Origin of the sequence: Halotia branconii CENA392 (assembly GCF_029953635.1) — a bacterium.
GTDB classification, from domain to species: domain Bacteria; phylum Cyanobacteriota; class Cyanobacteriia; order Cyanobacteriales; family Nostocaceae; genus Halotia; species Halotia branconii.
In genome coordinates this window covers 5,892,373-5,913,175 of sequence record NZ_CP124543.1, presented here as the reverse complement: position 1 = coordinate 5,913,175, position 20,803 = coordinate 5,892,373, and the positions used below count along the sequence as shown (strand labels likewise).

Annotated in this window: 16 protein-coding genes and 1 pseudogene; 7 read left to right on the top strand and 10 right to left on the bottom strand. The window is 39.0% G+C overall.

What is annotated here, in order from left to right; genetic code table 11:
• Nucleotides 1-28 precede the first annotated feature (28 nt).
• The gene (locus QI031_RS25875) at nucleotides 29-880 is read left to right on the top strand and encodes a DUF4351 domain-containing protein (RefSeq protein WP_281482449.1); all 852 of its coding nucleotides are present in this window, start codon (nucleotides 29-31) and stop codon (nucleotides 878-880) included.
• Nucleotides 881-916: 36 nt separating this feature from the next.
• Here the strand turns inward: QI031_RS25875 and QI031_RS25870 are convergent, their stop codons facing one another.
• Nucleotides 917-1,192 (bottom strand): hypothetical protein, encoded by a 276-nt coding sequence (locus QI031_RS25870; RefSeq protein ID WP_281482448.1) that lies wholly within the window; start codon nucleotides 1,190-1,192, stop codon nucleotides 917-919.
• Between the two features lie 302 nt (nucleotides 1,193-1,494).
• Complete coding sequence (locus QI031_RS25865) at nucleotides 1,495-2,133, bottom strand: Uma2 family endonuclease (protein ID WP_281482447.1); 639 nt, start codon at nucleotides 2,131-2,133, stop codon at nucleotides 1,495-1,497.
• Between the two features lie 310 nt (nucleotides 2,134-2,443).
• Here QI031_RS25865 and QI031_RS25860 point away from each other — a divergent pair, with 310 nt between their 5' ends.
• Nucleotides 2,444-3,022, top strand: a complete 579-nt coding sequence (locus tag QI031_RS25860; RefSeq protein ID WP_281482446.1) for a Uma2 family endonuclease — start codon at nucleotides 2,444-2,446, stop codon at nucleotides 3,020-3,022.
• Nucleotides 3,023-3,029: 7 nt separating this feature from the next.
• Here the strand turns inward: QI031_RS25860 and QI031_RS25855 are convergent.
• Nucleotides 3,030-5,095, bottom strand: a pseudogene (locus tag QI031_RS25855) (PAS domain-containing sensor histidine kinase); the annotation flags it as partial.
• A gap of 224 nt (nucleotides 5,096-5,319) precedes the next feature.
• Nucleotides 5,320-6,798 carry an integrase gene (locus QI031_RS25850; protein WP_281482445.1) on the bottom strand — a complete coding sequence of 493 codons (1,479 nt, stop codon included), beginning with the start codon at nucleotides 6,796-6,798 and terminating at the stop codon, nucleotides 5,320-5,322.
• 174 nt (nucleotides 6,799-6,972) lie between these two features.
• Here QI031_RS25850 and QI031_RS25845 point away from each other — a divergent pair, with 174 nt between their 5' ends.
• Nucleotides 6,973-7,536 (top strand): GerMN domain-containing protein, encoded by a 564-nt coding sequence (locus QI031_RS25845; protein WP_281482444.1) that lies wholly within the window; start codon nucleotides 6,973-6,975, stop codon nucleotides 7,534-7,536.
• A 590-nt stretch (nucleotides 7,537-8,126) separates the two neighbouring features.
• Here the strand turns inward: QI031_RS25845 and QI031_RS25840 are convergent.
• The 3 genes from QI031_RS25840 to QI031_RS25830 all read right to left on the bottom strand — a co-directional run bounded on the left by QI031_RS25840 (nucleotide 8,127) and on the right by QI031_RS25830 (nucleotide 9,676).
• Nucleotides 8,127-8,744 carry a Uma2 family endonuclease gene (locus QI031_RS25840; RefSeq protein WP_281482443.1) on the bottom strand — a complete coding sequence of 206 codons (618 nt, stop codon included), beginning with the start codon at nucleotides 8,742-8,744 and terminating at the stop codon, nucleotides 8,127-8,129.
• A 66-nt stretch (nucleotides 8,745-8,810) separates the two neighbouring features.
• Entirely contained in the window at nucleotides 8,811-9,089 is a 279-nt protein-coding gene (locus tag QI031_RS25835) for a CopG family transcriptional regulator (protein ID WP_281482442.1), read from the bottom strand.
• Nucleotides 9,086-9,676, bottom strand: coding sequence for a ParA family protein (locus tag QI031_RS25830; protein WP_281482441.1), 591 nt, complete (start codon nucleotides 9,674-9,676; stop codon nucleotides 9,086-9,088). Before QI031_RS25830 ends, QI031_RS25835 begins: the two co-directional genes overlap by 4 nt.
• Nucleotides 9,677-10,281: 605 nt before the next feature.
• Here QI031_RS25830 and QI031_RS25825 point away from each other — a divergent pair.
• The 3 genes from QI031_RS25825 to QI031_RS25815 are packed head-to-tail and all read left to right on the top strand — an operon-like array spanning nucleotide 10,282 to nucleotide 12,642.
• Nucleotides 10,282-11,187, top strand: coding sequence for a S1C family serine protease (locus tag QI031_RS25825; protein WP_281482440.1), 906 nt, complete (start codon nucleotides 10,282-10,284; stop codon nucleotides 11,185-11,187).
• A 25-nt stretch (nucleotides 11,188-11,212) separates the two neighbouring features.
• Nucleotides 11,213-12,028 carry a S1C family serine protease gene (locus QI031_RS25820; protein WP_281482439.1) on the top strand — a complete coding sequence of 272 codons (816 nt, stop codon included), beginning with the start codon at nucleotides 11,213-11,215 and terminating at the stop codon, nucleotides 12,026-12,028.
• Nucleotides 12,025-12,642, top strand: a complete 618-nt coding sequence (locus QI031_RS25815; protein WP_281482438.1) for a response regulator transcription factor — start codon at nucleotides 12,025-12,027, stop codon at nucleotides 12,640-12,642. Before QI031_RS25820 ends, QI031_RS25815 begins: the two co-directional genes overlap by 4 nt.
• A gap of 11 nt (nucleotides 12,643-12,653) precedes the next feature.
• On the opposite strand, the gene QI031_RS25810 is transcribed toward QI031_RS25815, so the two are convergent.
• Nucleotides 12,654-13,451, bottom strand: a complete 798-nt coding sequence (locus QI031_RS25810; protein ID WP_281482437.1) for a peroxiredoxin-like family protein — start codon at nucleotides 13,449-13,451, stop codon at nucleotides 12,654-12,656.
• A 272-nt stretch (nucleotides 13,452-13,723) separates the two neighbouring features.
• Here QI031_RS25810 and QI031_RS25805 point away from each other — a divergent pair, with 272 nt between their 5' ends.
• Nucleotides 13,724-14,800: an AI-2E family transporter gene (locus QI031_RS25805; protein ID WP_281482436.1), complete on the top strand. Its 1,077-nt coding sequence runs from the start codon at nucleotides 13,724-13,726 to the stop codon at nucleotides 14,798-14,800.
• 284 nt (nucleotides 14,801-15,084) lie between these two features.
• On the opposite strand, the gene crtE is transcribed toward QI031_RS25805, so the two are convergent.
• Nucleotides 15,085-15,990: a geranylgeranyl diphosphate synthase CrtE gene (gene crtE / locus QI031_RS25800; RefSeq protein WP_281482435.1), complete on the bottom strand. Its 906-nt coding sequence runs from the start codon at nucleotides 15,988-15,990 to the stop codon at nucleotides 15,085-15,087.
• Nucleotides 15,991-16,597: 607 nt separating this feature from the next.
• Complete coding sequence (locus QI031_RS25795) at nucleotides 16,598-20,131, bottom strand: WD40 domain-containing protein (RefSeq protein ID WP_281482434.1); 3,534 nt, start codon at nucleotides 20,129-20,131, stop codon at nucleotides 16,598-16,600.
• Nucleotides 20,132-20,803 lie beyond the last annotated feature (672 nt).

Sequence of the window (20,803 nt, the reverse complement as noted above, 5' to 3'; positions counted from 1 at the left end):
AAATAATTTATGAAACTACCCATAATTCATGTCCTTTGATAACCTGTGCAAACTCCTATCCGAAAAACATCCCATTACCTTCGCCAGTTGGGTATTAGGTACACCGCAAACTAACGTCATAATTCTCAAAACTGAATTGAGCATTGAACCGATACGTGCAGATCACGTCACATTCCTACAACTCCAAGAACGCATTCTCCACCTGGAATTTCAAACCAAACTCGAATCCACACCACCCTTACCCCTGCGGATGCTCGATTATTGGGTAAGGTTGTATCGGTTATATCGTCTACCAATCACGCAAGTTGTCGTATTATTACTTCCCCCCGCACCAGGAACAGTAATTGAAACCGTCTTTAGTGTCGAAACCACCCATCATGAATATCGAGTAATTCGCTTATGGGAAGAAAATCCCCAAGTATTTTTAGATAACCCAGCTTTATTACCATTAGCACCACTAGCCGCCACCACCCAACCCCAAGCCTTATTGCAACAAGTGGTAGAACGAGTCAATCAACTTGAACCAAAACAACGGCCGCAAATCTCCGCCTACACGCAAATCTTGGCGGGGTTAAAATACAAAAAAGACTTGATCAAAAACTTATTTCGGGAGGATATGATGCGCGAATCAGTGATTTATCAAGAAATTCTCGCCGAAGGAGAACAAATAGGCGAACAACGCGGACGACAAGAGGGACGACTAGCAGAAGGGCGATCGCTTGTTTGCCGTCAACTTACTCGTCGTGTGGGAGAATTACCTTTAGCATTGATAGGACGAATTGAAATACTCTCTCTAGAACAATTAGAAAATCTAGGTGAAGCATTGTTAGATTTTCAGGCGATCGCAGATTTAGAAACTTGGTTGAACACATTAAAGTAGTAGAGACGTTACTTTGTAACGTCTCTACATCTAGATTTATTGCATCAAAATTTGCCGAGTTAAAATACTCATTACCTCATCTGGATTGGCGGTTGGTAGCAGTGGACTCCAATCTCCAACATGAGCGTAGCCAAGCACCTGCAAATAGTGAATTGTGCTGGTAACGGCTTTGGGAGAACCAATCAGTAAATGTTTAATCGGTTCTCTCTGGGGAAATTGGTTTTTAGTTGATTGATTGAAGGTGGGTGTATCTTCGCCATGCAGATACTGCTCTAACTTGGATTGGGCGGATTTTAGTAATTGTGCCATCATTGTATTTGTCTCCTAATATGGGGGCTAGATAAAGGCGATCGTAGACTCTTGCTGGAGGGCGATCGCTTTTATCATGATTATATATTAAAGTATAATTTTATACTTGTCAACTAGAAATTTTGTTAATTTAGTAATTTTAAATGATTTGTGAAAATTCAAAACCCCGCCTTATTAAATAAGACAGGGTTCTAAAATATACAAATATAAATTGTGTGCGATCGCTTTAATAATCAGCTCTTAAAACAACTGCGATCATAAATCTATTTTACAACTAAATATATCATCGTCTCTACGTGAGTAAATCATATTTGTTCTCTTACCCAAACACGAAATGCTTTCATTGTCGCGTTTCTACCCTCAGTTTTACTTCGCATTAAATATTCGGGAATCACTTGAGTAATAGGTAAACCAGAAAAAATGGAACTGATAGTAGATGTTATATATTTACCGTTAGTCAAAACGCTGATTTCTAGTTTAGTTCCATTCCAACGCCATAACTCTGGAACTCCCAATACTTCATAATTATTAAAACGAGTGCGAGAAGTAATATCAATTTCGATTGCTAAATCTGGGGGTGGATCAACTGTTAAATCAATTCTATCCTTACCTCGAACAGCAGCTTCATTTTGGATATAAAAACAATCATCAGGTTCTACACCTGCATTCATCTTTTCTTGATCAAAAGTTGTAGAGCCTAAACTCCAAAACTCAATATCGAGTTCTTCTAAGAGAACTTTTACTAAATCTCCAATAATAACTTTAGCTACTTCATGCTCTGGTAATGGAGCCATTATTTCCAGCACTCCCTGACTGTAAGACACCCTAGAACTACGATTTTCTCCCAATTCTGCCAAAATATGTTGATATCCTGACCAAGATATATTTTTAATTAGTAACTGATGACCAGCAGGTACAATTAGTTGGTTGAGTTCAAGTAACATAACCTTCCTCACTTGTATAGTTAATCTAACTAGTACCAACTTCAACACATTTTAATTTTGACATGAAGTTTATACTTTATAAAAAAATACTGCAATTATTTTATATATAAACTAAAGTTAATTTATGTAATTAGCTTAAGAAGATGTTTGAAAAGTCCTCTTGTCGGTATCAAAAGTTTTAGATCCCTCTAAATCTCCCTTAAAAAGGGAGACTTTGATTCCGGTTCCACCCTTTTTAAGGGGGGTTAGGGGGGATCTTAAAGTGTCTAAAGTCTTCCAAATTATCAATATATAAGTTGATGCAATTACTATGACAGCCATTACAGTCAACTTCAACCCGATTTTTCAACTCACCGATGACCAATTTTATCAACTGTGTCGAGAGAACCCGGATGTTAAATTTGAGTGTAATGCTAAAGGAGAAATCATTATCATGCCACCTACAGGAGGAGAAACAGGAAATCGCAATATTGAAATAGCAGCTGATTTTGTGATTTGGAATCGTCAAACTCAACTAGGTATATGTTTTGACTCTTCCACCTGTTTTAAACTTCCCAACGGTGCAAAGCGTTCTCCTGACGTTGCTTGGATACAAAAAGATAGATGGGATGTACTCACACCCGAACAAAAAGAGAAATTCCCGCCGATTGCCCCAGATTTTGTTTTAGAATTAATGTCACCAACTGATAGCCTGCAAGAAACACAAGCCAAAATGCAGGAATACATAGATAATCAAGTCAAGCTGGGTTGGCTAATTAATCGTAAAGCACAACAAGTTGAAATATATCGTCAAAACAAATCGGTAGAAATCTTAGAATGTCCCGCAGAATTATCAGGGGAAAATATCTTACCGGGTTTTGTTTTAGATTTACGAATAGTTTGGGAATAATTTGATATTACTTGCGTGATTCTGGTTGATGAACAGGAATTTCAATTATAAATTCGCTTCCCTGTGCAGGTGTGGAGTTACAAGACAAATTTCCTAAATGTTTGTCTACCACAATCTGGTAACTAATAGATAATCCCAACCCTGTACCCTTACCAACAGCTTTAGTGGTGAAGAAAGGATCAAATAATTTTGAAAGTATTTTTTCGGGTATTCCCTGACCATTATCTGCAATTTTGATTGCTACCCGATTACTATTAAGAACTTCGGTAAAAACGCGAATTTGTCCTTGTTCACCTACAAAAGACTCTTCTAAAACATCTATAGCATTACTGAAAAGATTCATAAATACTTGATTCATCTGGCCAGGATAGCAGTCAACTAGGGGAAGTTTGCCATATTCTTTAATCACTTCAATTTCTGGATGATTTGGTTTAGCTTTCAAGCGGTTTTGGAGAATCATCAAGGTACTGTCGATACCTTCATGAATATCTACTTGTTTAAATTCGGCTTCATCAAGGCGGGAGAAGTTCCGCAGTGACAGGACAATTTCACGAATACGCTGGGTTCCTACACGCATAGACTTAAGGAGTTTAATTAAATCTTCCTTGAGAAAATCAAGTTCAATGTCTGCGATTTCTGCTTGAATTTCTTCTGGAGGATAAGGAAAGTGTAATTGATAAAGTTCTACCAATCGCAATAGATCTTCGGCATATTCACTGGCTGGAATCAGATTACCATGAATAAAGTTGACAGGATTATTGATTTCATGGGCGACCCCTGCAACCATACTACCTAGTGAAGACATTTTCTCACTATGGATAAGTTGACCTTGAGTACGTTGTAATTCACGCAGAGTATTTTCTAAGTTTTCGGCTTGTTGTTGCAGTTGAATTTCGGCTTGTTTGCGTTCGGTAATATCAGTTGATACACCCGAATTTGCGTGACTTTGCCATCATCAGCGCGGTTAAACGGCGTTTCTCGACTGTAAAACCAGCACCATTCATCATTAGCTTTTCTCACTCGAAACTCCAAGTCAAAAATATCACCATCTTTGGCGATAAGAAACTTTTGTAAGTGAGTTACAACTTTTGTCCAATCATCTGGATGAGTAATTTTAGGTAGAAATTGTGTTCCCATCTGCTGAATTGCTTCATGGGAGTAGCCGAGAATATTAGCTAATTCATGATTTGCATAAATATTGCGCTGTTCTTCTAAGTCGAAAATGTAAAGAATATTAGGAGAAGAATCAGCAATACGTTGAATAAAGTATTGACTAGCTTTGAGCGCTGCTTCAGCTTGTTTGCGTTCACGAATATCACGAGTAATTGTTGCTATACACAAAGGTTCACCAGTCTTGGGACTCTTAATCACAAACACATTGTAATCAACTGGAATTACTTCTTCAGTCTGAAAGTGTCGAAAACAATATTCACCCTGCCATAAACCACGTTCCATGACAATAGGTAGAATACGCTGTTGTACGTCTTTTCTATCTTCAGGAAGAAAGCACTCAAGTATATTGATGCTTTTCAAGGTTTCTATATTCTCGATACCAACTAATTTTCTTCCAGCTTCGTTGAGAAATATTGGTTGTCCCTCCATATTGCTAATACCAATAAAATCACTGCTATTTTCAATTAGGGAAACAAAAGCTTGCCGTTCTTGTTCAGCTTGCTTGCGTTCGGTGATGTTAGTAACTGTAACCACGAGTTGAGAAATGCGTGAAGCGCTGTCTAAAAGAGGCACGATATTTAAGAGCCACCAAGTCTCCTTCTCATCACTCCAAAAGGATTCTTCAAAGAATATGCTCTTGCCCGCCTTGATACATTCTTGGTAACGTTGGCGATAGTGATGCGCCATATCGGCAGGTAGCGCCTCTGCAACTGTCTTTCCCAAGAAGGGTTCTAGAGGAATAAGACTAATAGCCAGGATAGCGGGATTAAACTTAACAAAACGAAACTCTGCCCCATCATCTAAAACATCCAAAACATAGATGCCGTAATCTACACCTTCCCAAATACTGTGCAAAAACTGTACCTGTTCTTGAAGTTGTTGCTCTGTTTGCTTGCGATCGCTCTCCAAACGCGCTACTATCTGACGCAGTTCTATCAGCTCTTGTTGAAGAGATTCATAGGTATTTTTATCTACTGTAATCAAATGATGAGCCATAGTTTTGCTACTGACTAACTAGAGTTTGAAGTTAACTTCAGTATCTATGTTGCCCAATCTCAACTAAAGATAATCAATTATTGAGTAATATTTTCACCTTTTGCTCGGTTGGTGAGCTTGTCAAACTACTACATTTCTTGATTCATCAATTCACCTAATTGATGTTTAATTAATAGCCCTTTTAAAGTTGCGTTCTCAGCTTTCAACGCTATATTTTCAGCTTCTAATTCATTAATTCTTTCTTTGAGGGCTTCTTTGGTTGTACCTTGTCTATGAATCACCACTTCTCGATAAATTTCTAAATTAGTATCTTCATTCATCCATCTTTGATAAGTCCTAGTATGCTCTTGGACTGTATGACCCATATAATCAGCCATTGTCTTAATAGGGACTCTCAATCGATGACCACGTATCCCATAAGCATGACGCAAATCATAAGGTCTAAAACCAATATTAGAAGTTCTAAATTTGATATGAATTTTTGCTGTTTTATTACTTAAAGTTCCTTCATTATGAGGTAATTTCACATCTTTAAGATTGAACAATTCCACCCAATGAGGATGTAAAGGTGGAATACCGCAACTGCGTTCACCAGTCTTTGTACCCTCTGTAAGCTTAGGATTCAAACTAACTAAATGAAAAGTATTTGCTGAATCTGTAAATGCTTCTATATCTACAGCAAATAATTCATGAGGTCTTAACCCATAAGTTGCTAACATCCCATAAACCCATTGCCATTGTTCGGGTTGTGTTAGGTTCTCTTTACTAGCATAAGCTGATAAAGGCGCTCCAATTTTGAGAAATCCTTGCATAATTTCCTCATCGGCAGGTATTTTGCGAATCGTAGGCTGAGGTTTAGCAGTCGTATAAGCATAAATAGTTTTAAAATCATCAATTCCGCAAAATTCGCAAAACTTTTTCAGTTGCCAAACCAAAAAAAATCTTGCTGATGTATTAGCTTTAGTTTTCTCTAATGCTATTGAAAGCGCTTCTACAGACATTGGCATATCTGGAGGTAACTTTTTGAGATGCCGCATGTAATGACTTTCCCAAGTACGTATCCCTTGCCGATTTTTTTCATGCGTTTTCCAAAACTCACACTCATATTCTTGAATCAATTCACCAATGAGTTTAGAAGATTTTTTTTCATCTATAGGCCATATTTTTTGGGACTGTTTACCTAATAGTTCTGGAGTCCACTGGAATTGTTTAGTAATTAGCAATAAATCTAATTCCCGTGCTTTCAGGACTGCCATTTTTACCCCAGTATCATTAGCAGCAAAACCGCACGAAATGGTATATTGTTTATTAGGACTGCCATGTTTGCCAATATCACCAGTTCTACAGGGAAAAGTCCCTTGTAAACCGATAGTTTTCAAACTAGTCAGCTTAAGTTTAATTTTGATTTTATCTAAACTTAATGCCGAATTAGCTTGTTGAATAGCATATTTGATTCTAAGATACTCACGCTCTATTTTGATATTTTCATCTGAAGCAGTGTGTTTGGGCTTCCACTGTTTCCATTTAGATGGTTCCCATTGTTCAATCGGTATACCATCCCATACAGTTTTACGGGGGTCGTAAGTGCCGGATTCATGGCTTGGCATAAGCTTTATTTGACTATTTTTTCAGTAGTTTAACTTCAAGATTTAATTTCTGTTTTGATTGTCAAGCTCTGTAAAAAAATGTACTGTGGAAATTACAAGCAAAATTTTTAAATTTATGCGGAATTGATACCAGCAGCACTGAAGTTAAAAGAAAAAGACAGCATCACCATGATTATGAATACAAGTACAAAATATTTTTTACCATTTATTGTTGTAGCGATCGCAGCTAGCCTCAGCAGTTGTAATTCTCCTTCTACCCCTGACAATATCACCAGCGCAACACCAGCGCCTACTACTATCCCAACCCCTAGCCAAACCCCTACTATGGCGCAATTAAGAGCTAAACCCAACAACATTGAGCCACCTGAAAACACCCCTATTGCAACTGCCAAGACTACTAATGTCACACTCTACACCAGTGATGTGCAATGTCAAGAATTGATTCCTCAAAAAGTTTCAGTACCAGCAGCAGAACCTGTGACAGGTGCAGTCAGTAAAATTATAGAAGAACAAAATACCGCCGATTTGAGCTTGTCTGGCTATCGTGTCAAAGTTGAAAATGGCATTGCCACGGTTGATTTAAGACTATCACCTGAGTCAAAACGGCAATTAGTGTCTCTTTCCAGTTGTGAGCAGTTTGCTTTATTTGGTAGCTTGCGTAAAACCTTAACTAGTAACGCCCAATGGAATATTAAAGAAGTTCGCTTCACCGAGCAAGGTAAGGAAGTTGTGCGTTAGTTTAAATGTGCGTTATCCAGAACCCTTGTAGAGACGCGATTAATCGCGTCTTTGAATGGCGATTAGCAGACCCTAAGTAGGTCGATGTCAATAATTATCGTTGGAATAAAGCAGGGGGCAGCACTTCGGCTTACTTCGACTGCGCGGCAGTTGAGCGAAGTCGAAACTCAGCAACCAACGCTCAGGCTAAACTCATACCGTTTCACTTTAAAGTTGATACATTTGGGCAAGCAGGGGAGGCAGTGCGGTCTTGGGGAGCCAGTCCGCCCTTGCGGTTTCCCGACTTGAAGGAACTGGCGTGGTTTCCCCCAGGAGCAACTGCCGTGGAGCGGGGGAAGCAGCACTTCGGCTGCGCGGTAGTTGAGCGCACTTGTACTGAGTTTAGCCTGAGCGTAGCCGAAGGGCGAAGTCGAAGTAGTCGAAACTCAGTGACCGGAGGCAGGGGGAGTAAGAAAAGTAATTTGTATCAATAATTTAGTGAAATGGTATCAGTACAAGTCGCTCAGTGACCAAGGGCTGGGGGAGAAAGAGTTTGATTTTATTTCACCGACTTACTTACTTAGTTAGGAATACTTGAATAAAAAAAGGCTCTACAATGCACCATTAAAAATCTGATTAGCAGTTAGTTTCAAATCTGGAAAGGTAGGAGATATAATACATTCTTCATTCCTAAATTGAGTAACTTGATATTCTTCATCAACTAAATGATAAATAGAAATAGTTGGTTGTTTAGGATTACCAATAAATTTTCTTGCCCCTAAAGCAGCATAATCAACTATCCAATATTCGGGAATCTTCATTGCTTCATAATTCCCTAGTTTGGTATAGTAATCATCTTCCCAGTTGGTACTTACAACCTCAATCACTAAAGGAATGGATTCACTTTGAGTTACAGTAGATTGTTTTTCCCAAAATTGTTCATTATGTAAATTAGCATCGTTGATTAAAACCACATCTGGAGAGTAACCCGATGATTTTCTCGGTGGTTTGACTAATGCAGTTTTGGGGATAAAGTATGGCAACTTCAATCGCTTATACTCAACAGTAATTTCTCCTGCCAAAAAGCCCGTAACTTTTTCATGTTTTCCACTCGGCTGAGGCATTTCAACAATTATTCCGTCGTGTAATTCATAACACTTCCCGGTATTTCCCGGCAGCCATTCAATAAATTCTTCAAAGGTAAATAGTTTAGGTAAAGCTTGAGCCATATCAAAATCTCCGCTTGTTTTGACTTGATTATTTCTAGCATCGCAGCACAATAAAAAAATTGTACTTTAGTCAATCTTTTCTTTACTTTGCTGCCCTGCTACAAGCCACTGCTCAATTAATTCTGCAACAATATCGCTCATTTGTCGCTCTTGTGAAATCGCCGCGGCTTTTAGTTGCCGATGCAGTTGCTTAGGTAGATAAATAGTTGTACGAATATAAGCCGGATCAGTACTTTTGCTTTGGGAAATGGGTTGATCTTCAGTTGGTTGTAGTTTATCTCTTTGTTGACGACTACGCGCAGCATCAATCAAGTCATCAAAACGACTAGTTTTTTTCTTGTTCAACGTAATATCTCCTTACCTGCTTCGGCATAACATCGCCATGCAATTTTTGCATAAGAGTCTTTGACAACATTGACTGGAACTCCTTCTAAAGCAGCTCTTTGGAACACAGCCAGCCGCCTAATCCCAGATTTGAAAATAGGTATCCCTGCTTGTTCTAGAGATGTTCTTGCTTCTTCTCCTGCTTTATTTGGGTTGGGTGGGATGAGAGTTAATAAAATTCGATAATTTGTTTTGAATTGTTTGAGTAAGTTAACCATTTGCAGCGTTGCAGCTAAAGCGATCGCGTCTGGGGTAGTGGGTATCACCAGCAAATCGCATCCTTTAGCAATAGTTTTTAGCTCATTTGTATCTGGTCTGGCTGGCGTATCAATTACTATATGTTCATAAAGTGTTGCTAAACTTACCCCATCTTTTTCATCAGCAACTTTGAAGGGTAAACAACCCCGGTTTGACCAATCTAAAGCACTGCGGTTTAAATCACCATCTATTAACAGTGTGTCAGCTTTGTTTTGCAGATATGTAGCTAAGTGCAACGCTGTCGTAGATTTACCGACACCGCCTTTAAAGGCAGCTACTGTGATGATCATTTTTTATTTAATAGCAATAACGTCAAGATCTTACTGCATAAATAAACATCTGGACATTTATTTTTTACTTCGATGTTTAGATGTTTAAACATTTATATGTTAAGTGCATTGATATTTTATGTACTTAATTAAAATACACAAAATATTCGTATACAAAATTTAGTAAGTAAACTGAGGAATAGTTGTATTAAAAAAACTAAGTATTGACTAGCGATTCTCAGAACCCTCCGCTTACCGCCCAGGCAAGTTAAACACCGATTCGCAATTCATTGATAACTTTATAGCGATCGCCATCAAGCATTATTCATCGAAGTGATGGGAAACTCCATCCCTTCATGGGTAGTTAAATCAGTAATCAGTTAACAGTGATAACTGATTACTTCTTCCCTATGCCCTATGCCCTATGCCCCATTCCCCATACTTCGGCTACGCTCAGTACAAGTTCCCTATACCCGAAAACTTCATCCCGCAAGTGGCGTAAAGTTTTTTATTTACAAACAAAACTAGCCATTTTGCTAGGTAAAAGTCTCTCCATTTTTCTGATGCTATCTATAGATATAAAACGGCACGATAGAAGCATCCCAAAATATTGGTAGAGGATTTTTATGTCTTCATTACTGTCACTATCCAACAGTTTAGCTGACACAGTAGAACAATCAGGAAATACTGTAGTTGCTATAAATACTGGTAAACGCATTGCTTCGAGTGCAATTCATTGGCGCAACGGTATTATTGTTACTTCAGATGAGTCACTTGGGCGTTATGACGAAATTAGCATCACAACATCAGATGGAAATACTTTACCAGTTTCTTTCCTTGGTCATGACCCTAGCACTGATATAGCTGTATTTCAATTGCAAAATAGTAAACTTACTGTGGCACAAGTTGGCGATGCCACAAAACTCAAAGTTGGTCATTTGGTACTGGGACTGGCAAGAAGTAGCGAAGGTGACTTACGAGCAGCAATGGGAGTAGTCAGTGTCGTAAGTGGTGCTTGGCGGAGTATGAATGGTGGTAATATTGACCAGTTCATCCGTCCGGATATTACTCTTTATCCTGGTTTTGCAGGCGGGCCACTCGTAGATGCAGCTGGCTATATAGTTGGGATGAATACATCGGGGCGACGCGGTACAGTTTTAACTATCCCTGCGGCTACAGTTGATCGCGTGGTTAATCAGTTACTGACTAAAGGGCATATTTCACGGGGCTATTTGGGTGTAGGAATGCAGCCTGTACGCTTGCCTAGCAATCTGAAAACTGCTTTAAATTTACCCACAGCAACGGGAGTGATTGTCGTTAATGTCGAACCCTCTAGTCCTGCTGATCAGGCTGGACTGTTGCTGGGGGATGTGTTAGTAACATTTGATGGTATTGCCGTAAGCGATACGGGTGATGTGCTAGCACTGCTAAATAATAGCGATCGCATCGGTAAAACTGTCAAAATTCAGATTATCCGTGGTGGCACATTAGTTGAGTTAGATGTTGTTGTGGGCGAACGGCCTGCTGAGTAAATAATTACCACCAATCAAGGCAATTATGATTACACAATTCAATGATGAACTGTCAGCAGTAGCCACTATACTCCGTCAAAGCACAGTCAAAGTTAAAAGCAGTGTTGCGGGAGTCGGTTCTGGTGTTATCTGGCAAGCTGATGGGTTGATTATTACGAATGCCCATGTAGCAACTAGTAACCGGGCAACCGTAGAATTATCAGACGGTAGGGTATTTGCAGCGGTGCGATCGCACTTTGACCCCCAGCAAGATTTAGCTGCGCTCAAAATTAATGCCACAAATTTAAATACTGCAATTATCAGTGATTCAGATAATTTACGAATTGGCGAACTGGTTTTGGCGGTAGGAAATCCCTTGGCCGATAGTGGTGCAGTCACACTTGGGATTGTTCACACTAATCATCCACGGGCGGTGATAGCAGATTTACAACTGTATCCTGGTAATTCTGGCGGGCCTTTAGCTGACTGTCTTGGTCGAGTTGTTGGTATAAATACGATGATTGTCAACAATTTGGCTGTGGCAATTCCCAGTACTACTGTCAACCGCTTTTTACATAGTAGTCATCGTCTGCAATTAGGAGTAACACTGCAACCTGTGGTTTTAGGCAGACGCACTTTAGGTTTACTAGTATTATCCATACTTCCTTGTAGTATCGCAGAAAATGTAGGATTACAAATTGGTGATGTATTACTTGGAGTTTCAGGACGGGCTTTGACTCACCCTGATGACTTGGCTAAATATCTGTATCAAACTCACAACTCCATACCATTACAAGTCCTACGTAATAGTCAGCAATTTGTAGTTTACATTACTGGGAAAACTGTTGTGGAGGCAACATGATTCGGGTAATAGTGGTTGCTGCTTCTTTCGTGGTACGGGCAGGTTTATCAGCGGTAGTGAGTAGCAATCCCCAACTAATCGTCGTCGGCAGTGCATCTAACTTAGATGTGTTGTTTAGGGAAGTTGAGCAATTACAATCGGATGTAGTTTTGCTTGATTTAGGCAGTAACCCAGAATCAATGTGGTCAAAATTGCAGTTAATTCAAGAACAGCAAGTTATGGTGATTGCTGAGGATATCAATACTATTAATTTAGAAACAGCATTACGTTTGGGTATCCGCGGCATATTATCTAATACCAGCACCGAGGCAGAAATTATTGCCGGTATTGAGGCAATTGCTGCTGGTTTGGTGGTACTGCACCCTGATTTTTTAGAATTGCTGCCGATGCCGACAAAAGTGATAGCTAACCCTGTGCAAACTTTGACTCCACGAGAAATAGAGGTTTTAGGAATGCTGGGTTCTGGTTTAGGAAATAAAGCGATCGCTAAACGCCTGCAAATTTCTGAGCATACAGTGAAATTTCATGTTTCATCAATTTTTCAAAAGCTGAGTGTTTCCACTCGGACTGAGGCAGTAACGGCTGGTGTTCGTTTAGGTTTGATTATGTTGTAAAAGTTGTATTTTTAATATTTATATAAAAAAGATAAGGGATTGCTCATATTTTCAGCAAAACCAAGAATACCGCGATCGCGATGTTCATAAATTAATTTTCCTTGAGAATCAAACAAAAAAGTTCCTCCCCGTTGTGTCAAATAAGATGAATTTGGTATATAAATATTCCAGTTGCTCAAAACTTCGGTCATGTTTCGCAGGCGCAGAGTTGCTAATTCAAAAGGACGCTGAAAGCCTTTCCCTCCAACAGCTTTGAAAAACGAACCTTTTATTGGTGGTAAAGGTATATCCCTCACAACTTCCTCATCAGCAATTAACTGAGGAGCATTATAATCACCTTTATAACCCCGAAAAACTTCCTTCAGAGTTCCCGGACTACCAATACCAGCACACATTAGCATTAAATTCAACCAAGCTTTTTGTGATGTTGATAGTATTGGAAATTGTATAGTTAAACCGCGATAAAGTCCTAAAGAACCGTGAATTTCAGCATTTGCATCTACAAACAACCATTCTTGAGGAAATCCCGTATATTCACAAAATTTGATCCCCGAATTGCAGTTTCCAATTCCAATAGCGCGAATTGTAATTCCTCTGGCTTCGATTTTTTCTTTTTCTTTTTGCAGCCACCAAGCGTATTCTAAATTATCAAAATCTCCCAACTGCGACCAAATAAGTACAAGCAACTTTGCAGTATTTGAGCAACCATCTAAAATCGGTTTAACCTCTCCATCACTAACTCGTAAGCGTTGAGTTTGACTCAAAATCGAGAAGATATCTGGAAAATTGGCGCGTGTTTGAGTATTCATGTACCTAAAGGCAACAGACTTTAATAAAATTTTAGATGATTCGGACAATAACAAGGATATTATTTAATTTTCACTACTACCAGTTAGATTGTAAGTAGAACAACGTCAAAAATTTAATATTTGGAGTCAGGGCTTTAGTCCTAATAAAAGGACTAAAGCCCTGACTACGAGCTAAATTGAGCTAAGTTTAGATTAGTTAATATAGTTTGATTTATTTTCCCCGACTTACTTACATTAAAGATCACCACAATAAATATTGTGGAATTAGCACTATGCAAACAGCAAATAAATTACCGCGTTGGTTAACCTTGAGTTTGGCATTTCCCCTGGTTATCCTTAATGCCTGGGTATTACTTCAGGTAATCAAATATTTTCAGCCATTAGTTAGTATTTTAGTTGCCGCTTTACTACTAGCTTTTATTTTGGATTATCCAATTAGATTTTTTCAAAAACAAAGATTACAACGCAATATAGCTGTCACGGTAGCTTTATTATTAGCTGTAGTAGTAATTACAGCTTTCGGGATTATTTTAGTGCCACTAATTATACAACAACTCAACGAGCTAGCTAACATCTTGCCTACTTGGATTGATTCTGGAAGAAAACAACTACAAAATTTTCAAAGCTGGGCGACTACAGAACAATTACCGATTAACTTAAATGGTCTAGTTCCCCAAATTCTAGATCGAATATCTACCCAAATTCAAAATTTTACAGGTAGAATACTAAGTTTAGTTTTAGACACTATAGGTAGTCTTGTTAATATACTGCTAACGTTAGTATTGACTCTTTATTTAGTTTTAAATGGAGAATCTCTCTGGGATGGAATTTTTTTGTGGTTCCCGTCCCGCATTGGAACTTATATCCGTCAGTCAATACGTGAGGATTTTCAAAATTATTTTATTGGTCAATTCATATTAGCCACTATCTTAGCATCAGTAGTGACATTAGCTTTTTTGGTGCTTAGAGTTCCATTAGGTTTACTTTTTGGACTCGTAATTGGTTTTTTTGCTTTGTTTCCTTTTGGTACAGGTATAGGAATTAGTATTGTTAGTTCTTTAGTCGCATTAAATGATTTTTGGTTAGGAATAGAAGCAGCAGTTGTAGCAGTAGCTATTGACCAATTTAATTCTAATTTTGTAGCACCCCGTATTCTTGGTAATTTTACAGGCTTAAATCCTGTATGGGTCGTAATTTCTTTATTAGTTGGAGTCAAATTAGCAGGATTATTAGGTTTATTAGTTGCTATACCTTTAGCAAGTTTTATTAAAAGTGTTGCAGATGCTTGGCGTGAGGGAAAATTGAATATAGAGCCTGATGAGGAGAATTTCATGCTAGAAAAATCATAGATTCTTTAAGTTTGTAAACCAAAGTATCGTTTTATAAAACTAAAGAGTGTTACAGTCTGCGACTGCACTGAAAACCGCTGTTGTGGGCAATTCATACCAAGTTGTAGTCAAATATGATATTCCGTCATTGCGACTGGAACAAAGTGGAAGGAAGCAATCTCATCAACTTTGAACTACTACAATAAAACGCAAATTAGTATCAACAGCGTTAACTTAACATTATTCAATTACACTCATCTAATCACGTTAACAATAAACTTAAATTTCAGTAACCAAAGTCACAGCTATTTTCTTCTGGCTGTAATGTAGTCTGCGATCGCCATTAGAGGTTGTGCTTTATCTCCAAAATCAACAAGTTCAGCTTTGGCTAGATCAACTAATTCTTGGCTCTTGCGTTTTGATTCCTCAATTCCCCATAAACTGGGATACGTCACTTTTTGTGCCTGTTGATCTTTGCCTGGAGTTTTACCAAGTTCTTCTTGTGTGCCAATGACATCCAAAATATCATCAACAATTTGAAAAGCGAGACCAATGTACGCAGCATAACGAGAAAGCCTTTGCAGCACTTCGTTATTTGCTCCAGCTAAAATTGCACCTGAAATCACGGAAGTTTCTAACAAAGCTCCTGTTTTGTGGGAGTGAATAAAGTTAAGGGTTTCTATATTAGTATTCTGTAATCCTTCAGATTGGAGGTCAACAACTTGACCACCGACTAAACCCGTTGCCGCGATCGCATGACCCAACTTAGAAACCACTTGCACTAATCGCGAAGCCGGAACTCCTTGAGTTTGAACCGCAATAAACTCAAAGGCATAGGCTAAAAGTGCATCTCCTGTGAGAATAGCGATTGGTTCACCATATACCTTATGATTCGTTAATTTTCCGCGTCGATAGTCATCATTATCCATTGCAGGTAAGTCATCATGGATTAGCGAAAAGGTATGAACCATTTCCAGCGCACAGGCAGTAGGCATTGCCATGTCTAATGTACCTCCTGCAAACTCACAGCTAGCTAAACATAGAATTGGACGTAGGCGTTTTCCCCCAGCCAACAAAGAATACCGCATAGATTCATAAAGTACTTCTGGATAAATAACAGTAATTGAACGTTCAAGCGCTGCATCAACAAGATCGCGCCGTTGTGATAAATAAGCTTTTAAATCAAATTCAATAATTTGAGTATTCAACATAAATAATTCTCCTTAATACTTTTAAGTCAGCAAAAGCCGCCGATCAGACTTCTCTCAGCGTCACGCCATTTCACGAAATTATTGATACAAATTACTTTTCTTACTCCCCCTGCTTCCGGTCACTGAGTTTCGACTACGCGGTAGTTGAGCGTAGTCGAAACTCAACTGCCGCGTAGCCGAAGTGCTGCTTCCCCTGCTTGCCCAAATGTATCAACTTTAAAGTGAAACGGTATCACGCCAGTTGCTACAACGCGGCGGCACTTCCTTCAAGTCGGCAAAGCCGCGCAACACATTGGCTCCTCAGCGTCTTTGTGGTTAAATAAATTATTTTTAAACCACAAAAGCGCTGAGAGAAAAAAGAAAGTTTACAAGTTACTTGAGGACGGCTAGTATACACTAACTTACTATTTGTTACCAGTGACATAATACTCCCTTCCAGTTACTGTACACTGATTTCAGCGCCCGATTTGGACATCTTCAAGAATGTCGAGTGCGTAAGGAACAAGAACAGCAGCACATTTGAGATTCTATTAAGGTGCGATCGCCAAAATAATCGCCATCGGTCAAAATACCCAATATAGGCTGCTCATCATACTTGGATTTGGTATTAGTTACACAAAGAGCGATCGCTCCCTTCCAGTGCTGTGTTAGTTTTCAAATAGTCCTGCACCAAGTTACAGCCATAAGCTAAGGGATTGAGTTTGAGAATACGCGGCAAATTCCAGATAATTAATGTATTATCATCACCCCCTGAAGCTAAAAAAGTACCATCGCCGCTGATGGCAATTTTGCGAATAGCGGCGCTATGACCTCTAAGAGTAGTGATTTCTGTACCATCTAACTGCCAAAGTTTGATAGTAGCATCCACACTCCCAGAAGCAACTATCTTACTATCAGGACTAAACGCTACTCCCCAAATGGCAGCAGTATGACCTTTAAAGGTATGCAATAACTTACCTTCTACTGTCCATAACTTCACAGTATTATCACCACTGCCAGTAGCTACTATTTTACTGTCAGGACTAAAAGTCACTCTCCAGACAGATGCAGAATGTCCAACTAAGGTAGTGATTAGCTTACCTTCTAATGTCCACAACTTTGCTGTACCATCAGCACTGGCGGTTGCGACCATTTTACCGTCAGGACTAAAAGCAACTTGCCAAATTTGGGCTTGATGTCCTCGGAGAACCTGCGATTGGGGGCGATCGCGTTTCCAGATCTGAGCAATCTTTTCCACATTTGCAATTGCGATCGCTCGACCATTAGGGCTTAAGACTGCACCTGTAATTGTACCGTGAGTATCTTTGTAACTAGCAACATCACTTCCATCTTGCCGCCGGATTTTCACTATCTCATTGTTAACAAACAGACCAACTAATTTGCCATCTTCACTGAATGAAACCTCAGGGATGAGACTTTTTTCGGTCAAAGTTTTCCGCAATTTACCTTCGCGACTCCATAATTTCGCCACGTTTTCGTGACTGGCTGTACCAATAATGGAACTATCAGCAGTAATAGCTATTGACCAAATCCCTGCACTGTGCGCCATTACACTCTTTTGGAAGGGATTTTGACTTTGCCAGAGTCTCACTAAGTTTTCTGCACCTGCTGAACCAATAAAGCTGCCATCAGGACTGAAACTCACTCCCCAAATAGAAGCATTATGTCCTTTGAGGGTTTTCAGTTCTGTACCATTAACATTCCACATTTTTATTGTTTTATCCAGACTGGCAGAGACAATAGTCTGACCGTCAGGACTAAATGCTACGCCTGCAACCCCCGCCGTATGACCTTGCAGTGTTTTATCCAGGCGATAGCTGCCATTTGTGCTATCTCGCCGCCAAAGTTTCACAGTCTTATCTTCACTTGCAGAAGCAATGATTTGACCGTCAGGACTAAAAGCTACTCCCACAACCCAAGCTGTATGACCCCGCAAAATTTGTAGCAGTTTGGGGTTTTGCCAACCTGTAGCGTCTCGTCGCCAAAGTTTTACTGTCCCATCTAAATTGGCAGCTGCTACGGTTTGACCATCAGGACTAAAAGCAACTCCCCAAAATCCCCATTTATAACCTGAAAATGTTTTTAAAAGTTTACCATCTTGCTGCCACAACCTGACTGTTTTGTCCCAACCAGCAGAGGCAAGAAACTGACCATTAGGACTAAAAGCAACTCCCCAAACCGAAGCAGTATGACCTTTAAATGTTGTCGAAATCTGCCACTGGCTGTCTGTACCTTGCCGTTTCCACAGTTTAATCGAACCATCCTCACTGGCTGAAGCTAGTGCTTGACCGTCCGGACTAAATTTGACAGATCTAATTGCGCCTTGATGACCTGTGAGAGTTGCCACGACTGTACCATCACGCCGCCATAATCTGATTGTTTTATCTATACTGGCGGAAGCAATCAAAGAACTATCAGGACTAATATCTACTGCCATCACAGCTGCTTGATGGCCAGCAAAGCGATTGTATTCATCTGCGCTATATACTGCTTGTTCTAATACATCGTTTACTTGATGCTCAAGATTGGTATTTGGTTTTTCTAGTTTTTGTAGTCTCTGTTTAGCTGTAATTGCTGCTATAAGTGCATCTAATCTGCGATTCGAGACAAACATTCCCTCAGAAGCAGATACAAGGGCGCGAATTTCACTATTTTTGGCTTGAGTTTCGCTGGTTTTGGCTTGGCAGTATAAAACATAAATACCTATAGCCAAACTCGTAGAAATTAGGAATTTAATAAACATTCCTATTAGTAGCCATCTTTGCACTTTAGTATTTTTTTTCTCTTGTGCTAGTCGTATTTCTACTTCTTTGGCTCTTGCAGCTTCTAATGTTGTTTGAATTTCGCGCTGTTCATATTCTTGACTTGCAGTAAAAAATTTATAATCTAAATCGCTTAAACTTTTACCCAGTGACCAGTTTTGAGCATCTTTTAAAGCTTTTCCTCGCAGTAGGCGTGACTCGTCTCGATAATTTGATGTGATCCAAGCATTAAAGATTTGCGAGTAAGGACGTAGGTTGTCTAATTGTCTTTCTACCCATTCTGCATTAAACACATGGCGGTAAATGGGATTTTTAATTTTAAGGTAGCCATTATGTTTTTCAACTAAGCCAGATAACAATAGTTCTTTTTGTTCTCGACTATCATCAATCGCCACCGGAGGATTACCAGCCTCAGCCTGTAAAATCTGCTGATAAATGCCTAATAACCTGCCAGCACGCTGTTCGTTATACAAAAGGCGATCGCGAATTGTCCGCAAGTGTTCTGGATCGTCCTTGGCTTTCCATTGTTGGATGATATGCTTTTTTACTAGTTGCTCAATCCAATACCCTTCTGTAGATGGCGGTAAATCAATTTTGTTATGCGGTGTTTCTTTTGCTATCTGCACAACTAACTGACAAAGTTTTTGTGTTAAAAAAGGTTGTCCAGCCGTCCAATCAATCATTTTTTGTAATATTATTTGTGGCTGGCAAACAACTTTTTCTAAGCCTTTAAGTAATGGGGTTGCTTCTTCTAGTTTAAAACCGTATAACTCAATTGCTTTACCAATATTAAAAGGTGTGCGGCGTTTGTCAGCAATTAAGTCAGATGGAGTCGCTACCCCAAATACTGCAAATGCTAGGCGTTGAAATTTTGGCTCGTGGGCGCGTTGGTTATAGCAATGACGAATCCAAGCAAAAAAGTCACTAACTGGAAAACTCAAACTTAATAAACTATCAATCTCATCAATAAAAATAAATATCCGCTTACTTTCTTCTGGTGACAGTAAAATCTCTTCGACAAACTGATTGAGCTTCTGCACAGGTGAAAGACCTGCTTGCATTTCCCACCATTCTTTAAAATTGATTTTATCAACTAAATTTAAACCATAGAAAAGACAAATAATAATTCCTTTATACCATTGTTCAGTTGTGGTATCTTCACTACCCAAACGTGTGACATCTATATAAACGCAGCTATGACCTGCTTGCATCAGACGGTCTTTTGTGCGATGCAACAGCGATGATTTTCCCATTTGGCGACAATTAAAGATATAACAGAAATCACCAGCCTTTAAGCTTGTATAAAGCTGTTCGTCTGCCTGACGAATAACGTAGCTAGGATCATCACTGGGCAAACTACCACCTACTTGGTATTTCATATCATATAAGTGTTTTATATTACATATCAATGTCGCATATCAAATATGTGATCTCACATAGAGAGATTAACACAACTTTTGATTATTTGTAGAGAAGTTTTGGCAAATTTAAAACGTATATTTTATGCCTATTTACTATTTGGTAGTGCAGAACTAACTATTACACATTATTGAATTATTGTCAGTTGTAATGACTACGATGTAACTTTAAATTTTTCCACTTTGATATCTTAACTATCTTAAATTTATCCTGACTTTTTAGTTTAAATATCTTAACTGTCCTTGTAATTCGACAAAATAAATAAGATTATATAGGACTCATATTTAATTTTTGAAAAAATTCAGTACACCTCAAAGAGCCTATCGCGCTTGCGCTGCGCTTCTCTGCGAGACGCTTTGCGATCGCGCACTACCCAAGTAATTTCATTAAATCAAACCGGATTTCTATAGTTACATAATTTGCTAACAAATGATTTGCGGAAAATCAGCAGTATAGTAGGGTGCGTTAGGCTATTGCTAACGCACCTCTAAGTACTAAGATTATTTCTGCAATCACATTCGATTTCTCTGAAGTTATTAATCTCAGATTGTTTTTCACCAAATAGCTATGAGTAAAACTATCGTCAACATAAATGTGTAACCCAAAATCTTCGGACTACACATCTGTAAAAG

Excerpts from the sequence above, each read along its gene's own strand:
- QI031_RS25875 (WP_281482449.1), top strand. The coding sequence starts at position 29 with ATGTCCTTTGATAACCTGTGCAAACTCCTATCCGAAAAACATCCCATT.
- QI031_RS25870 (WP_281482448.1), bottom strand. The coding sequence starts at position 1,192 with ATGATGGCACAATTACTAAAATCCGCCCAATCCAAGTTAGAGCAGTAT.
- QI031_RS25865 (WP_281482447.1), bottom strand. The coding sequence starts at position 2,133 with ATGTTACTTGAACTCAACCAACTAATTGTACCTGCTGGTCATCAGTTA.
- QI031_RS25860 (WP_281482446.1), top strand. The coding sequence starts at position 2,444 with ATGACAGCCATTACAGTCAACTTCAACCCGATTTTTCAACTCACCGAT.
- QI031_RS25850 (WP_281482445.1), bottom strand. The coding sequence starts at position 6,798 with ATGCCAAGCCATGAATCCGGCACTTACGACCCCCGTAAAACTGTATGG.
- QI031_RS25845 (WP_281482444.1), top strand. The coding sequence starts at position 6,973 with ATGAATACAAGTACAAAATATTTTTTACCATTTATTGTTGTAGCGATC.
- QI031_RS25840 (WP_281482443.1), bottom strand. The coding sequence starts at position 8,744 with ATGGCTCAAGCTTTACCTAAACTATTTACCTTTGAAGAATTTATTGAA.
- QI031_RS25830 (WP_281482441.1), bottom strand. The coding sequence starts at position 9,676 with ATGATCATCACAGTAGCTGCCTTTAAAGGCGGTGTCGGTAAATCTACG.
- QI031_RS25825 (WP_281482440.1), top strand. The coding sequence starts at position 10,282 with ATGTCTTCATTACTGTCACTATCCAACAGTTTAGCTGACACAGTAGAA.
- QI031_RS25820 (WP_281482439.1), top strand. The coding sequence starts at position 11,213 with ATGATTACACAATTCAATGATGAACTGTCAGCAGTAGCCACTATACTC.
- QI031_RS25815 (WP_281482438.1), top strand. The coding sequence starts at position 12,025 with ATGATTCGGGTAATAGTGGTTGCTGCTTCTTTCGTGGTACGGGCAGGT.
- QI031_RS25810 (WP_281482437.1), bottom strand. The coding sequence starts at position 13,451 with ATGAATACTCAAACACGCGCCAATTTTCCAGATATCTTCTCGATTTTG.
- QI031_RS25805 (WP_281482436.1), top strand. The coding sequence starts at position 13,724 with ATGCAAACAGCAAATAAATTACCGCGTTGGTTAACCTTGAGTTTGGCA.
- crtE (WP_281482435.1), bottom strand. The coding sequence starts at position 15,990 with ATGTTGAATACTCAAATTATTGAATTTGATTTAAAAGCTTATTTATCA.
- QI031_RS25795 (WP_281482434.1), bottom strand. The coding sequence starts at position 20,131 with ATGAAATACCAAGTAGGTGGTAGTTTGCCCAGTGATGATCCTAGCTAC.